This is a genomic window from Kitasatospora sp. NPDC023118 (assembly GCF_055560875.1).
In genome coordinates, this window is record NZ_JBVHHW010000011.1 from 156,499 (window position 1) to 170,682 (window position 14,184).

12 protein-coding genes are annotated in these 14,184 nt (G+C 73.0%); 3 read left to right on the forward strand and 9 right to left on the reverse strand.

All coding sequences use genetic code 11. The features are described 5' to 3' along the window. Positions 1-3: 3 nt before the first annotated feature. Both ACZ3UD_RS16825 and metH read right to left on the reverse strand, forming a co-directional pair. Positions 4-708 (reverse strand): HAD family hydrolase, encoded by a 705-nt coding sequence (locus tag ACZ3UD_RS16825; RefSeq protein WP_465587332.1) that lies wholly within the window; start codon positions 706-708, stop codon positions 4-6. A 153-nt stretch (positions 709-861) separates the two neighbouring features. Beyond that, complete coding sequence (metH, locus tag ACZ3UD_RS16830) at positions 862-4,371, reverse strand: methionine synthase (RefSeq protein WP_465587335.1); 3,510 nt, start codon at positions 4,369-4,371, stop codon at positions 862-864. A 142-nt stretch (positions 4,372-4,513) separates the two neighbouring features. Here metH and ACZ3UD_RS16835 point away from each other — a divergent pair, with 142 nt between their 5' ends. Continuing rightward, positions 4,514-5,623, forward strand: a complete 1,110-nt coding sequence (locus tag ACZ3UD_RS16835) for a glycoside hydrolase family 18 protein (RefSeq protein WP_465587337.1) — start codon at positions 4,514-4,516, stop codon at positions 5,621-5,623. A gap of 12 nt (positions 5,624-5,635) precedes the next feature. Here the strand turns inward: ACZ3UD_RS16835 and ACZ3UD_RS16840 are convergent, their stop codons facing one another. After that, positions 5,636-6,151 carry an SRPBCC family protein gene (locus ACZ3UD_RS16840; protein WP_465587340.1) on the reverse strand — a complete coding sequence of 172 codons (516 nt, stop codon included), beginning with the start codon at positions 6,149-6,151 and terminating at the stop codon, positions 5,636-5,638. Between the two features lie 355 nt (positions 6,152-6,506). Here ACZ3UD_RS16840 and ACZ3UD_RS16845 point away from each other — a divergent pair, with 355 nt between their 5' ends. Next, positions 6,507-7,460: a PAC2 family protein gene (locus ACZ3UD_RS16845; RefSeq protein WP_465587343.1), complete on the forward strand. Its 954-nt coding sequence runs from the start codon at positions 6,507-6,509 to the stop codon at positions 7,458-7,460. A 94-nt stretch (positions 7,461-7,554) separates the two neighbouring features. Here the strand turns inward: ACZ3UD_RS16845 and mshC are convergent, their stop codons facing one another. From mshC to ACZ3UD_RS16875, 6 genes are all read right to left on the reverse strand, one after another. Next, positions 7,555-8,784, reverse strand: a complete 1,230-nt coding sequence (gene mshC / locus ACZ3UD_RS16850; protein WP_465587348.1) for a cysteine--1-D-myo-inosityl 2-amino-2-deoxy-alpha-D-glucopyranoside ligase — start codon at positions 8,782-8,784, stop codon at positions 7,555-7,557. A 166-nt stretch (positions 8,785-8,950) separates the two neighbouring features. Then, positions 8,951-9,118: an AraC family transcriptional regulator gene (locus ACZ3UD_RS16855; RefSeq protein ID WP_465587528.1), complete on the reverse strand. Its 168-nt coding sequence runs from the start codon at positions 9,116-9,118 to the stop codon at positions 8,951-8,953. A gap of 297 nt (positions 9,119-9,415) precedes the next feature. Then, the gene (locus tag ACZ3UD_RS16860; protein ID WP_465587531.1) at positions 9,416-10,183 is read right to left on the reverse strand and encodes an SCO1664 family protein; all 768 of its coding nucleotides are present in this window, start codon (positions 10,181-10,183) and stop codon (positions 9,416-9,418) included. Between the two features lie 74 nt (positions 10,184-10,257). Next, positions 10,258-10,824 carry a DUF3090 domain-containing protein gene (locus ACZ3UD_RS16865; protein WP_465587351.1) on the reverse strand — a complete coding sequence of 189 codons (567 nt, stop codon included), beginning with the start codon at positions 10,822-10,824 and terminating at the stop codon, positions 10,258-10,260. Positions 10,825-11,048: 224 nt separating this feature from the next. Continuing rightward, positions 11,049-11,741: an MSMEG_4193 family putative phosphomutase gene (locus ACZ3UD_RS16870; protein ID WP_465587354.1), complete on the reverse strand. Its 693-nt coding sequence runs from the start codon at positions 11,739-11,741 to the stop codon at positions 11,049-11,051. A 106-nt stretch (positions 11,742-11,847) separates the two neighbouring features. After that, positions 11,848-12,894 carry an LLM class F420-dependent oxidoreductase gene (locus tag ACZ3UD_RS16875; protein ID WP_465587357.1) on the reverse strand — a complete coding sequence of 349 codons (1,047 nt, stop codon included), beginning with the start codon at positions 12,892-12,894 and terminating at the stop codon, positions 11,848-11,850. A gap of 259 nt (positions 12,895-13,153) precedes the next feature. Between ACZ3UD_RS16875 and ACZ3UD_RS16880 the strand changes: the two genes are divergently transcribed. Continuing rightward, the gene (locus ACZ3UD_RS16880) at positions 13,154-14,134 is read left to right on the forward strand and encodes an aldo/keto reductase (protein ID WP_465587360.1); all 981 of its coding nucleotides are present in this window, start codon (positions 13,154-13,156) and stop codon (positions 14,132-14,134) included. Positions 14,135-14,184 lie beyond the last annotated feature (50 nt).

Here is a 14,184-nt window from a genome sequence, read left to right on the forward strand (position 1 = left end):
CCGTCACACCCGCGAGACGACCAGCGAGCGCAGCAGTTCGAGGTCGACCTGCTCCAGCGAGGGCAGCACCAGCCGCCCGGGAGCCGGCTCGATCGGCGCCACCGAGGGCACCGCGATCACCGGGCAGCCGGCCGCCTCGCCCGCGCGCACCCCGGTCGGGGTGTCCTCGATCACCACGCAGCGGGCCGGCTCCGCGCCCAGCCGCCGGGCCGCCTCCAGGTACGGGTCCGGGAACGGCTTGGTGCGCGGCACCTCGTCCCCGCCGATGGCGAAGGCGAAGCGCTCGGCGCCCAGCGAGCGCAGCACGATGTCGATCACGTGCCGGTGCGAGGCGGACACCAGGGCGGCCGGGACGCCGTGCGCGGCGAGGGTGTTGAGCAGCCGCTCGGCCCCCGGCATGAGCGGCACGCCGCCGGCCAGCAGGTCGACGAAGCGCTGGTTGACCAGCACGCCCAGGTCGGTCGGGGCGATGTCCACCCCGGTCCGGGCGACCAGGTAGTCCATCACCCGGGTCATCGGGCCGCCGACCACGTGGGCCCGGTCCCGCTCGTCCAGCTGGTGGCCCAGCTCGGCGAAGAGCGTGACCTCGGCCTGCCACCAGAAGTCCTCGGTGTCCACCAGCGTGCCGTCCATGTCCAGCAGCACCGCCTGCAGGCCGCGGCCGTCCCCGTGGTCGAGCGCCAGGGCGGCGGTGGAGCTGGTGGTCATGGCCGGTCCTTCCGTCGGTACCCCGCGGAGCGTCCCTGGACGTCCTTCGGGGATGGCACAGGCCGGCCCGCTGGTGAGCGGACCGGCCCGTTCAGGATCATCAAGGATACGCCCGGTTCGTCGGAAAAGAGCGAACGGAGAAGGACGTGTGGATTACCGCGCGTTGAAGTACTTCGCCTCCGGGTGGTGGATCACGATCGCGTCGGTGGACTGCTCCGGGTGCAGCTGGAACTCCTCGGAGAGCACCACGCCGATCCGCTCGGGCTTCAGCAGCTCGGCGATCTTGGCGCGGTCCTCCAGCTCGGGGCAAGCCCCGTAGCCGAGCGAGAAGCGGGCGCCCCGGTACTTGAGCGCGAACATGTCCTTGACGTCCTGCGGGTCCTCGCCGGAGAAGCCCAGCTCGAAGCGGACCCGGGCGTGCCAGAACTCGGCCAGCGCCTCGGCCAGCTGCACCGAGAGGCCGTGCAGCTCCAGGTAGTCGCGGTAGGAGTTCCCGGCGAACAGCTCGTTGGCCGCCTCCGAGATCCGGTTGCCCATGGTGACCACCTGCAGGCCGACCACGTCCCGCACGCCGGACTCCTCCGGGCGGAAGAAGTCCGCCAGGCAGAGCCGGCGTCCGCGGCGCTGGCGCGGGAAGGTGAAGCGGGTGCGCTCGGTGCCGTCCTCGTGGAAGACGATCAGGTCGTCGCCCTTGGAGTTGGCCGGGTAGTAGCCGTAGACCACGGCCGCCTCCAGCCAGCCCTCGGTCTGCAGCCGGTCCAGCCAGGCCCGCAGCCGCGGCCGGCCCTCGGTCTCCACCAGCTCCTCGTACGACGGCCCCTCACCGGTGCGGGCGGCCTTCAGACCCCACTGGCCCTTGAACAGCGCGTCCTCGTCCAGCCAGGAGGCGTAGTCGGCGAACGGGATGCCCTTGACGATCCGGTCGCCCCAGAACGGCGGGGTGGGCACGGTGTTGTCCACGGCCACGTCCGAGCGGATCTGGCCGAGGTTGACCTCGGGCTCCGGCTCCTCCACCTCGACCCGGGCGTGCCGGCGCTGCTTGAGCTCCGGCAGGGTCGCGCCGGGCACGCCGCGCTTGACCGCGATCAGCGCGTCCATCAGCCGCAAGCCCTCGAAGGCGTCCCGGGCGTAGCGGACCTCGCCCTCGTAGATCTCGTGCAGGTCCTGCTCGACGTAGGCGCGGGTGAGGGCGGCGCCGCCGAGGATCACCGGGTAGGAGGAGGCCAGCTTGCGCTGGTTCAGCTCCTCCAGGTTCTCCTTCATGATCACGGTGGACTTCACCAGCAGGCCGGACATGCCGATCACGTCCGCGTTGTGCTCCCGCGCGGCGTCCAGGATCGCCGAAACCGGCTGCTTGATGCCCAGGTTGACGACGTTGTAGCCGTTGTTGGACAGGATGATGTCGACCAGGTTCTTGCCGATGTCGTGGACGTCGCCCTTGACGGTGGCCAGCACGATGGTGCCCTTGCCCTCGCTGTCGGACTTCTCCATGTGCGGCTCCAGGTGGGCCACCGCGGTCTTCATCACCTCGGCGGACTGGAGCACGAACGGCAGCTGCATCTGACCGGAGCCGAAGAGCTCGCCGACCACCTTCATGCCGGCCAGCAGGGTCTCGTTGATGATCTCCAGCGCCGGGCGCCCGGTCAGCGCCTCGTCGAGGTCGGCCTCCAGACCGTTTCGCTCACCGTCGATGATCCGGCGCTGCAGCCGCTCCTCCAGCGGGAGCGCGGCCAGCTCCTCGGCCTTGGAGGCCTTGACCGAGGCGGTGGAGACGTTCTCGAACAGCTCCAGCAGCCGCTGCAGCGGGTCGTAGCCGTCCCGGCGGCGGTCGTAGACCAGGTCGAGGGCGGCCTCGCGCTGGTCCTCGGGGATCCGGGAGATCGGCAGGATCTTGGAGGCGTGGACGATCGCCGAGTCCAGGCCGGCCTCCACGCACTCGTGCAGGAAGACCGAGTTGAGCACCACGCGGGCGGCCGGGTTGAGGCCGAAGGAGATGTTGGACAGGCCGAGGGTGGTCTGCACGTTCGGGTGGCGGCGCTTGAGCTCGCGGATCGCCTCGATGGTCTCGATGCCGTCCCGGCGGGACTCCTCCTGGCCGGTGGCCAGGGTGAAGGTGAGGCAGTCGACCAGGATCGAGCCCTCGTCGATGCCGTAGTCGGCGGTGAGCTCGGCGATCAGCCGCTCGGCGATCTCCACCTTCTTGTCGGCGGTACGGGCCTGGCCCTGCTCGTCGATGGTCAGCGCGATCAGGCCGGCGCCGTGCTCGCGGGCCAGCGAGGCGATCCTGCCGAAGCGCGAGTCGGGGGCGTTGCCGTCCTCGTAGTTGACCGAGTTGAGAACCGCGCGGCCGCCGAGCGCCTCCAGGCCGGCCCGCAGCACGGGCGGCTCGGTGGAGTCCAGCACGATCGGCAGAGTGGAGGCGGTGGCCAGCCGGCCGGCGATCTCCTTCATGTCGGCGACGCCGTCGCGGCCGACGTAGTCCACGCACAGGTCCAGCAGGTGGGAGCCGTCCCGGATCTGGTCGCGGGCGATCTCCACGCAGGCCTGCCAGTCGCCGGCCAGCATCGACTCGCGGAACTTCTTCGAGCCGTTGGCGTTGGTGCGCTCGCCGATCGCCAGGTAGGAGGTGTCCTGGCGGAACGGCACCGCCTGGTAGAGCGAGGCGGCCGAGGGCTCCGGCCGCGGCTCGCGCGGGGCGATCGGCCGCCCCTGGACCCGCTCGACCACCTGGCGCAGGTGCTCGGGGGTGGTGCCGCAGCAGCCGCCGACCAGCGAGAGGCCGTACTCACGGGTGAACACGTCGTGCGCCTCGGCCAGTTCGGCCGGGGAGAGCGGGTAGTGGGCGCCGTCCTTGCCGAGCACCGGCAGGCCCGCGTTCGGCATGCAGGACAGACCGATCCGGGCGTTCTTGGCCAGGTAGCGCAGGTGCTCGCTCATCTCGGCCGGGCCGGTGGCGCAGTTCAGGCCGATGTGGTCGACGCCGAGCGGCTCCAGCGCGGTGAGCGCGGCGCCGATCTCGGAGCCGAGCAGCATGGTGCCGGTGGTCTCGACGGTCACCTGGACCAGCACCGGCAGGTCGAGTCCGGCCTCGGCCAGGGCGCGCTTGGAGCCGAGGATCGCGGCCTTGGTCTGCAGCAGGTCCTGGCTGGTCTCCACCAGCAGGGCGTCCGCGCCGCCGGCGATCAGGCCGGCCGCGTTCTGCTGGAAGCCGTCGCGCAGCGTCCCGTACGCGGCGTGGCCGAGGGTGGGCAGCTTGGTGCCGGGGCCGATCGAGCCGAGCACCCAGCGGGTGCGGCCGTCGGCGGCGTGGGCGTCGGCCACCTCGCGGGCGATCCGGGCACCGGCCTCGGACAGCTCGAAGATGCGGTCGGCGATCTCGTACTCGCCCAGCGCGGCGAAGTTGGCGCCGAAGGTGTTGGTCTCGACGCAGTCCACGCCCACCCCGAAGTAGGCCTCGTGGACGGAGCGGACGATGTCGGGGCGGGTGATGTTCAGGACCTCGTTGCAGCCTTCGAGGTTCTGGAAGTCCTCCAGCGTCGGGTCCTGTGCCTGGAGCATGGTGCCCATCGCACCGTCGGCGACCACCACCCGGGTGGCGAGTGCTTCACGCAGCGCGTTCGCGCGGCTCTGCTGAGTGATGGACGGTTCGGCTGCAGTGGCCATGGGGCTTCTCCCTGGTGCGACGGCTGTCGGCTTTGCGAGCCCGCTTGGTCGGGCCCGCACGTCGCCAGGGTATCCGGCCGTCGGCCGGACCTGCGGGCCCATTCCGTATCCTGAGCGCTCGACTCAAGGGGGGATCAAGCGCGTGACCAGGTTCCGGACCACGACGAGACGCATCGGCCGGGCCCTGGCGGCCCCGCCGCGGGCACTGCGCGACCGGTGGAGGGGCTGGTCGCGGTGGCGCCGGGCCCTGCTCGCGCTGGGGCTGGCGGTGGCGGTACCGGTCGCCGCCCTCGGCTCGGTGTTCGTCGCGATCCGACTGCACTACACGGGTGAACCGTCCGCCGAGGCCCGCACCCGCGGCCGGGACGCCGTCTGGCTCGGCCACGCCTGGGTGGACGGCCGCAAGACCGAGGCGGACGTCGAGGCGCTGGCCCGGCAGCTGGCCGGCACCGGCGTGCGCGACCTGTACGTGCACACCGGCCCGCTGGAGCACGACGGCTCGCTGCCGGCCTCCGTCCACCCCAAGGCCCGCTGGTTCACCGAGACCACCCACCGGGTGCTGCCCGGCGTCCGGCTGCAGGGCTGGCTGGGCGACGAGGTCAAGCCGGAGAAGGACGCCCTGGATCTGGACGACGCGCCGACCCGGGACCGGATCACCGCCTCGGCGGGCCAGGTGCTGGACCAGGGCTTCGACGGCGTGCACTTCGACATGGAGCCGATCCGCCCCGGCACGGCCGGCTGGCCGGCCCTGCTCGACCAGGTCCACCCGGTGACGGCGGCGCGCGGCGCCAAGCTCTCGGTGGCGGCCCCGCAGATCGACCCGGTCCCCGGCCTGCACACCGCCGGGATCCTGCTCACCGACCACGGCAAGTGGTGGGACCAGGCGTACTTCCGGGAGACCGCCCGCCGGGTCGACCAGATCGCGGTGATGACCTACGACACCTCGATGCCGACCGAGCCGCTGTTCGGCGGCTACGTCGCGCTGCAGACCGAGCTGGCACTGGAGGCCACCCCGTCCGACGTCGACCTGCTGATGGGCCTGCCGTTCTTCTGGGACGACAGGTGGGGCCACCGGGGTGACGCGGAGACCGTCCCGGCGGCGGTCCGGGGCGTCCGGCTGGGCCTGGGCCGCCAGGACCCGAAGCGGGCCGCCTTCGGCGTCGCGCTGTACGTGGACTTCGCCTCGACGCCGGAGAACTGGGCGGCGTACCGCAGCGGCTGGGTGGACGTCTCCCCCCGGCCCTACGCGTAGTCCTACGCGCTTCTACGCCGCCATCCGGTGAGCCAGGGCGCCCAGGTAGCGGTGGACGGTGGCGTCCTCACCGGTCAGGTAGTGCGCGACGGCGCGGTACGCGGGCGTTCGGACCTCGCCGCGCTCGGTGACGGTCAGCGAGCAGCCCGGCCCGGCCGGGGTCAGCACGTACGTCCAGGTGCCGCCGTAGGGCAGGTCCGGGTCGGCGATGCCGGTCACCAGGCGGTGCGGGGCCTCACTGTCCACCACCTCGTAGGTGGTGTGCCCGTGCCGGTCGTACTCGCGCCAGCGCGGGCGGCCGCCGGCTCCGGCGGGCAGCCGCTCGACGCGGGTGAGGCCCGGGCGCCAGGCGGGGTAGAGGTCGATGTCGGTCAGCACGTCCCAGACCGCGCCGGGCGCCTGGGCCAGCTCCAGGCCGCCCTCGGCGACGTGCTCGGCCGGCAGCCGGCGCCCGGCCCGGTCCGCCGCCAGCAGCGCGGCCCCGGCCAGCGCCGCCGCACCCGCGCCGATCCACAGCCATCGGTTCATCGGTCCGGCCCCTTCCGCACGGCCCCCTCCTCCTCATCATCGCGCCGCCGCGCCCGGCGGGCACTCCGTCACACCGCGTCGCAGGTCGGGCACCGTCCGTCCGGATTCCACGAGCTGACGACCCGTCAGCCCGCGCCGTCCGGATATCGGCTGGATCGCGGCCGCCCGCTCCCCCAGACTGTCCCGGTGCCCGGCCGCCATGCGCATCAAAGCCCGTAGGCTGGGCAGGTAGGGACCATGGAGCGAGGCGTTCCATGGGAGACGAGAGGTTCGACAGGCGGCAGCCGGCCCGTCGGCGCCCCGGCAGGCCAGCCGGGCGGTGCCGGTCCGACCGCCGACCGGAGGGAGACGCTGGGTGATCGAGCTGGAAGATGTTCCCGAATTGATCGACCCGGTGATGGTCTGCGCCTTCGAGGGGTGGAACGACGCGGGCGACGCCGCCTCCGCGGCTCTGGCACATCTGGACGAGACCTGGGACGGCAAGGTGTTCGCCGCCCTGGACGCGGAGGACTACTACGACTTCCAGGTCAACCGGCCCACGATCTGGCTGGACGCCGGCATCCGCCGGATCACCTGGCCGACCACCCGGCTGTCGGTGATCCGGGTGACCGAACCGACCACCCGGGACGTGGTGCTGGTCCGCGGCATCGAGCCGAGCATGCGTTGGCGCTCGTTCTGCAACGAGTTGCTCGGCTTCGCGCACGAGCTGGGCGTCGAGCTGGTGGTGATCCTGGGCGCGCTGCTCGGTGACACCCCGCACAGCCGCCCGGTCCCGGTCAGCGCAGTCACCTCCGACCCGGAGCTGGCCCGCCGACTGGACCTGGAGGAGAGCCGGTACGAGGGCCCGACCGGGATCGTCGGGGTGCTCCAGGAGGCCTGCACGCACGCCGGGGTGCCGGCCGTGACGCTCTGGGCGGCGGTGCCGCACTACGTCGCGCAGCCGCCCAACCCCAAGGCCACCCTGGCGCTGATCAACAAGCTGGAGGACCTGCTGGACCTTCGCATCCCGCCGGGCGAGCTCGGCGAGGACGCCCGGGCCTGGCAGCTGGGCGTGGACCAGCTGGCCTCGGAGGACAGCGAGGTCGCGGAGTACGTCCAGCAGCTGGAGGAGGCGCAGGACACCGCCGAGCTTCCGGAGGCCTCCGGGGACGCCATCGCCCGCGAGTTCGAGCGCTACCTGCGCCGCCGGGAGAACGTCGGGCCGACCGGCGAGAAGCCGGTGGCCGGGCACGCGACGGCCGAGCGGCCGACCGAACCGGAGGCGCCGGGCCCGACCCGGGAGAGCCCGGACGGGGCCGAGGAGGAGTAGCCCTGCTCGCAGCCGAGGAGGAGCAGCCCTCCCGGGCGGGCGGGAACGCCGAAGGGGCGTCAGGACACCTGGTCCTGACGCCCCTTCGTCGTCGTCAGAGCGCGACGCCCAGCAGGGCGTCCACGGTGCGGGTCACCAGGCCGGGCGCGCCGGTGTCGGTGCCGCCCTCGCTCTCCTGCTGCGCGGCCCAGCGGTCCACCGCGGCCAGCGCGGCGGGCGCGTCCAGGTCGTTCGCGAGCGCGGTACGGACCTCGGCGAGCAGCTGCTCGGCCGACGGGCCGTCCGGGCGGGAGACCGCGGCGCGCCAGCGGGCGAGGCGCTCCACGGCCTCGTCCAGGGTGTCCTTGGTCCACTCCCAGTCCGCGCGGTAGTGGTGCGAGAGCAGCGCCAGGCGGATCGCCGCCGGGTCGACACCCTCGCGGCGCAGGGTGGAGACGAAGACCAGGTTGCCGCGGGACTTGGACATCTTCTTGCCGTCCAGGGCGACCATGCCGGCGTGCACGTACGCCTTGGCGTACGGGTGGGAGCCGGTGGCGACCTGGGCGTGCGAGGCGCCCATCTCGTGGTGCGGGAAGGACAGGTCGCTGCCGCCGCCCTGGATGTCGAAGGTCATGCCCAGGTACTTCAGCGCGATCGCCACGCACTCGATGTGCCAGCCGGGGCGGCCGTGGCCGAGCTCGGTGTCCCAGGCGGGCTCGCCCGGGCGGGCGGCCAGCCAGAGCAGGGCGTCGAGCGGGTCGCGCTTGCCGGGGCGGTCCGGGTCGCCGCCGCGCTCGGCGAAGACCGGGCGCATGGCCTCCCGGGTGAGGCCGGAGACCTCGCCGAAGTGGGGGTCGGAGTCGACCGAGTAGTAGATGTCCTCGTCGACCTTGTAGGCGGCACCGGAGGCCAGCAGCTTCTGGACGATCGGGACGATCCACGGGATCGACTCGACGGCGCCGACGTAGTGCGCCGGGGGGAGCAGCCGCAGGGCGGTCATGTCCTCGCGGAACAGGGCCGTCTCGCGCTCGGCCAGGGCCACCCAGTCCTGGCCGGTCTCGACCGCGCGCTGGAGCAGCGGGTCGTCGACGTCGGTCACGTTCTGGATGTACAGGACGTCGTGGCCGGCGTCCTTCCAGACGCGCTGCACCAGGTCGAACGCGTTGTAGGTGGCGGCGTGGCCCATGTGGGTCGCGTCGTAGGGAGTGATGCCGCAGACGTAGATCCGGGCGGTGCCGTCCTGCGGCACGACCTCCCGGACCGCGCCCGCTGCGGTGTCGTGGATACGAAGGGGGAGCCCCTGACCAGGCAGGGCGGGAACCTCGGAGGCGGGCCAGGCATGCATGGGATCGACTTTAACCTTGAGAACATTTGAAAGCCTAACCAGTAACAAAGATCGACTGGATTCGCTTCCTGTCGTTGCCTGTGCATGCGCTGACTGATAATGCACGCTTCGGATCGGGCGCGGGTGACCGCCCCGTCGGCCCTGCCGCCGGCCGGGACCCGTGACGTTACGGATCGTCCGGCGCGACCGCGATGGACATGATCCGGGGATCATGGCGATTTCCGTCGACCCGGGCCCGGAACTCCCCCGGCGTCATCCCGGTCTCCCGGCGGAAGAAGCGGCAGAAGTACGCTGGATCCGCGAAGCCCGCCCCCCTGGGCCGCCTGACGAACAGTCAAGTCGGTGCGGGCCAAAAACCGTTTGGCCTCCAGGGTCCGCTGTCGGCGGATCAGCCCACCCCGGTTCCGGCCGGTGGCCTGCTTGACCAGGGCCTGCAAGTGCCCTGGGGCGACGCCGAGTTCCTGGGCGGTGGAGGCCACCGAGTGGGCACCCCACCCTGCCGGGCGCTCAAGGAGGCGAAGGCTGCGGCCAGTTCGGCCGGCCGCCGGGGGCGCAGGCGCGCAGCGCACGGCCCAGACCACCGGCGGGTAGATCCGCTACGACGGCGCTACGGACGGCCCGGCAGTCGACACTACACGGGCGGCCAGGGTATCGCGGGCCAGTCCCGGGAGGGCAGCGGGTGCGTGCCGGAGCTGCGCAGCCCGGCCACCCGGGTTCGGGTGGCGTCCAGCTCGGCGGCGGTCAGGTGCGGGGCGAGGCGCTCGGCCAGCTCGCCGTCCAACTGCTCGGCCAGCCGGGCCAGCACCTCCAGCGCCTCGGCGGGCAGCGGGTCGCCCGCCCAGCCCCAGAGCAGGGTGCGCAGCTTGCCCTCGGTGCTGAAGGTGACGCCGTGGTCGATGCCGTACACCCGGCCGTCCGCGGCGGGGATCAGGTGGCCGCCCTTGCGGTCGGCGTTGTTGAGCACCGCGTCCAGCACGGCCATCCGGCGCAGCCGCCGGTCGTCGTGGTGCACCAGCAGCGCCAGCCGGCCGTCCTCGACCTCGGCCCGGACGATCGGCAGCCAGCCCTCCTGCGGGCCGTCCGGGTCCTGCAGCGCCAGCAGCGGTTCGGCCTGCGGATCCGGCTCGACCCACAGCTGCACCATGCCGGGCCCGTGCGGCCCCTCGCGCAGCACGGTGGGCGGGATCAGCGCCCAGCCGGTCGCGGCGGACAGCTCGTACGCGGCGACCTCGCGGCCGGCCAGCGTGCCGTCCGGGAAGTCCCAGAGCGGGCGCTCGCCGGCCACCGGCTTGTAGACGGCCTGCGCGCTCAGCGAGCCGTGCTCGACCGTGCAGTACAGCGCGGCGTTGGAGGCCTCGGTGAGGCGGCCGTGCACGGCCAGTTCGCCCTGGCGCAGCAGCGCCAGGGCGGTGGGCACGTCGGCGGCGAGGGCGGCGGCGGCCGCCGGGTCGGCCTGCGGCGGGGTCTCGGTGTTCAGCGCCGATAGCCGTTCGCGCGCGGGCACAGGTGGCCCTCCGGGTCCAGCGGCAGGTTGCAGAACGGGCAGGGCCTGCGGCCGGCCGCGACCAGGTCCAGGGCGCGCTTGGCGAAGACCCGGGCCATCGCGCCGGACAGCCGCACCCGCAGCATGTCCGGGCCGTTCTCGTCGTCCCGGAAGACCGCCTCCTCGCCCTCCTCCTCGTCCTCCTCGACCAGCGCCTGCGCCTCGACCACCAGACAGGCGTCCACGCTGTCCCAGGCCAGGGCCATGGTGCCGACCCGGAACTCCTGCTCCAGCGGCAGGTCCAGCGGAGCGGTGTCGAGCAGGTCCTTGGGCGCGGTGGCCGGAATCGAGGCGTCGCCGCCACTGCGCCGCAGCGCCTCGTCGAGGACCTCCTCGATCCGCTCGGCGAGCGCGGCGACCTGGGTCTTCTCCAGCAGCACGCTGGTGATCCGGCCCCGGGCGCTGGCCTGCAGGTAGAACGCCCGGGCGCCGGGCTGGCCGACGGTGCCGGCCACGAACCGTTCGGGCTGGTCGTAGAAGAAGACCTGACGGGGCACGCTCTCGCTCCGGATCGTGTCGGTCGGTGCGGATCCGCCATGGGGGATCGCGGGGTTGTCGGACTGGGCAGGTGGTCAGACGGGTCGGTCACTCATCAGTCACCCTACGACCTCCGGGCCCCGGCCGGGGAGCCGAGCGGGAGGCCGGGGCGGGGTGGCACCCGCGGGTTCGGGCGGCGCCGTCGCTGGTGGGACGCCGTTCGGGCGTCCGGGCGGGCCGCCGCTCAGGCCGTGCCGCCGACCACCGCGTCGCCGGCCGGGGTGGCCGGTGCGGCGTGGGGCTTCGGGGCCAGCGAGGACAGGTCGCCGGTGTCGCCCGTCCTCAGTACGAAGGGGCGCTGCGGGGTGTACCGGATCGCGGTGACCGAGCAGGGCTCGACGCTGATCCGCTGAAAGTGGTCCAGGTGCAGGCCGAGCGCGTCGGCCACCACCGCCTTGATCACGTCCCCGTGCGAGCAGGCGATCCAGACCGCGTCCTCGCCGTGCTCGGCGGCGATCTTCGCGTTCCACTCGCGGACCGCGCCGACCGTGCGGTGGCTCAGCTCGCGCAGCGACTCGCCACCGGGGAAGGCCGCGGCGGCGGCGTGGTCCTGCACGGTGCGCCAGAGCGGCTCCTTGGCCAGCTCGGCCAGCGGACGGCCGGTCCACTCGCCGTAGTGGCACTCCCCCAGCCGGTCGTCCTCGGCCGGCGGGGCCAGCTCGGGCCGGGCGGCCAGCAGCGGCTCCAGGGTCTGCCGACAGCGCTCCAGCGGGCTGCTGACGGCCTGCGCCAGCGGGATCCCGGCCAGCCGCCCGGCGAGCGCGGCGGCCTGCGCGCGCCCGGTGTCGTCCAGGTCCACGCCGGGCGTCCAACCGGCCAGGATTCCGGCGGTGTTCGCGGTCGAGCGGCCGTGGCGGACGAGCAACAGGGTGGGCATGGGGCTTAGCCTACGGCCTCCGGACGCCGTCCGTGGGGCCCGGTCGCACACCCCGAGAAGGCGACGCGGCACGGCTGGTTGCCGTGCCGCCCGACCCCGTCGACCGTTACGCCAGGCCGGCCCGCTCCAGCGCCTCGACGCCGGTGCGCAGCGCCCGGACCCGCTCGTCCAGGGTGAAGCCGGACGGCGCCAGGGTGAGCGTGGTGACGCCCGCGTCGGCGTAGGCCTGCATCCGGTCCGCGATCCGGGCGGTGTCGCCGACCAGCGAGGTGGCGTCGATCAGGTCGTGCGGGACGGCGGCCGCGGCGCCCGCGTAGTCCTTGGCCAGGTACTTCTCCTGGATCTCGTCGGCCTCCTGCTCGTAGCCCATCCGCCGGGCGAGCTGGTTGTAGAAGTTCTTCTCCTTGCTGCCCATGCCACCGATGTAGAGCGCGGCGTAGGAGCGCTGGGAGTCGACGCCGGCCTTGATGTCCTCGCCGACCGCGATGGTGACGGTCGGGCAGAGGTCGAAGCCGTCCAGGGACTTGCCGGCCTTGGCGCGCCCGGCCTTCAGCGGGTCCAGGGAGAGCGCGGCGTGCTCGGGGGCGAAGAAGATGCCGAGCCAGCCGTCGGCGATCTCGCCGGTCTGCTCCAGGTTCTTCGGGCCGATCGCGGCGATGTACAGCGGGATGTGCTCGCGCACCGGGTGCACGGTGAGCTTGATCGGCTTGCCCGGGCCGCCCGGCAGCGGCAGGGTCCAGTGCGCGCCCTCGTGCACCAGGCGCTCGCGGGACATCGCCTTGCGGATGATCTCCACGTACTCGCGGGTGCGGGCGAGCGGCTTGTCGAACTTCACGCCGTACCAGCCCTCCGAGACCTGCGGGCCGGAGACGCCGAGGCCGAGGCGGAAGCGGCCGCCGGAGAGGGTGTCCAGGGTCGCGGCGGTCATCGCGCTCATGGCCGGGGTCCGGGCCGGGATCTGGAAGATGGCCGAGCCGACGTCGATCCGCTCGGTCTTCGCGGCGACGAAACTCAGCACCGTCGCGGCGTCCGAGCCGTACGCCTCCGCGGCCCAGCAGACCGAGTAGCCGAGCCGGTCCGCCTCCTGGGCCACCGCGATGTTGTCGGCGTCCATGCCGAGTCCCCAGTAGCCGAGGTTGATGCCGAGTCGCATGTGCCGAACCTTCCAGTCGGTTGGCTTGGTGGCCAGTCGGGTGAGATCGAGGCGAGCGTAACCGCGCGCTCGCGGGACATGCTACTGACGGGTAGCGGTGGCCTGGGTCACATCCGCGGTGTTGATCGTTCTGCGGGTCTACCCCCCTGCCCGCACACCGGCCGCTACGCTCAGCCGACGTGGGGAGTGCTCTCCCCACCTGCGCGTTTACAGGGCTTCCGGGGCTCCCGGGGCCATCGGCCAGTGGAGGGCCCGTCCGATGGAAATGCGTCACCTCGGCCGTACCGGCCTACAGGTCTCCCGCCTCGGCCTCGGCACCATGACCTGGGGCCGCGACACCGACGAGCACGAGGCCGCCGAGCAGCTCAAGGAGTTCGTCGACGCGGGCGGCAACCTCGTCGACACCGCCGACGTGTACGCGGACGGCGGGGCCGAGTACCTGATCTCCCGTCTCACCGACAGCCTGGTCCCCCGCCCCGAACTCGTCATCGCCACCAAGGCCGGCAGCGTCCCCGAGTCCACCCGCCGCTTCGACGGCTCCCGCGGCCACCTGCTCGCCGCCCTGGACGCCTCGCTGCGCCGGCTCGGCACCGACTACGTCGACCTGTGGCAGGTGCACGCCTTCGACCCGATGACCCCGGTCGAGGAGACCCTCAGCGCCCTCGACATCGCCGTCTCCACCGGCCGCGCCCGCTACGTCGGGGTCTGCGACTTCAGCGGCTGGCAGCTCGGCAAGGCCGCCACCTGGCAGCGCGCCCACCACGGGCGGGTGCCGCTGGCCGGGGCGCAGCTGGAGTACTCGCTGCTGCAGCGCGGCCTCGAACGGGAGGCGCTGCCCGCCGCGCTGGACGCCGGGGTCGGGGTCCTGGCCGGCTCGCCGCTCGGGCGCGGGGTGCTCACCGGCAAATACCGGCACGGCGTCCCGCAGGACTCGCGCGGCGGCTCGGCGTTCCTGTCCGGGTTCGTCCAGCCGTACCTCGGGGAGCGCTCGCGGCGGATCGTGGACGCCGTCGCCACCGCCGCCGACGGGCTGGCCAGCAGCCCGCTCGCGGTCGCGCTGGCCTGGGTCCGGGACCGCCCCGGGGTGGCGAGCGCGCTGGTCGGGGCACGGACGGTGGCACAGCTGCAGGCGGCACTGTCAGTGGAGGCGCTTACGCTTCCGGGTGAGATCCGCGGCGCGCTGGACGACATCTCGTCCCCGGTGCACCGCTACCCGGACCAGGGGTGGACCGAGCTGTGACCACCGGACCGGGTCGTCGAGCAGAACGTGCAGTGGAGTGACCTTTGGAG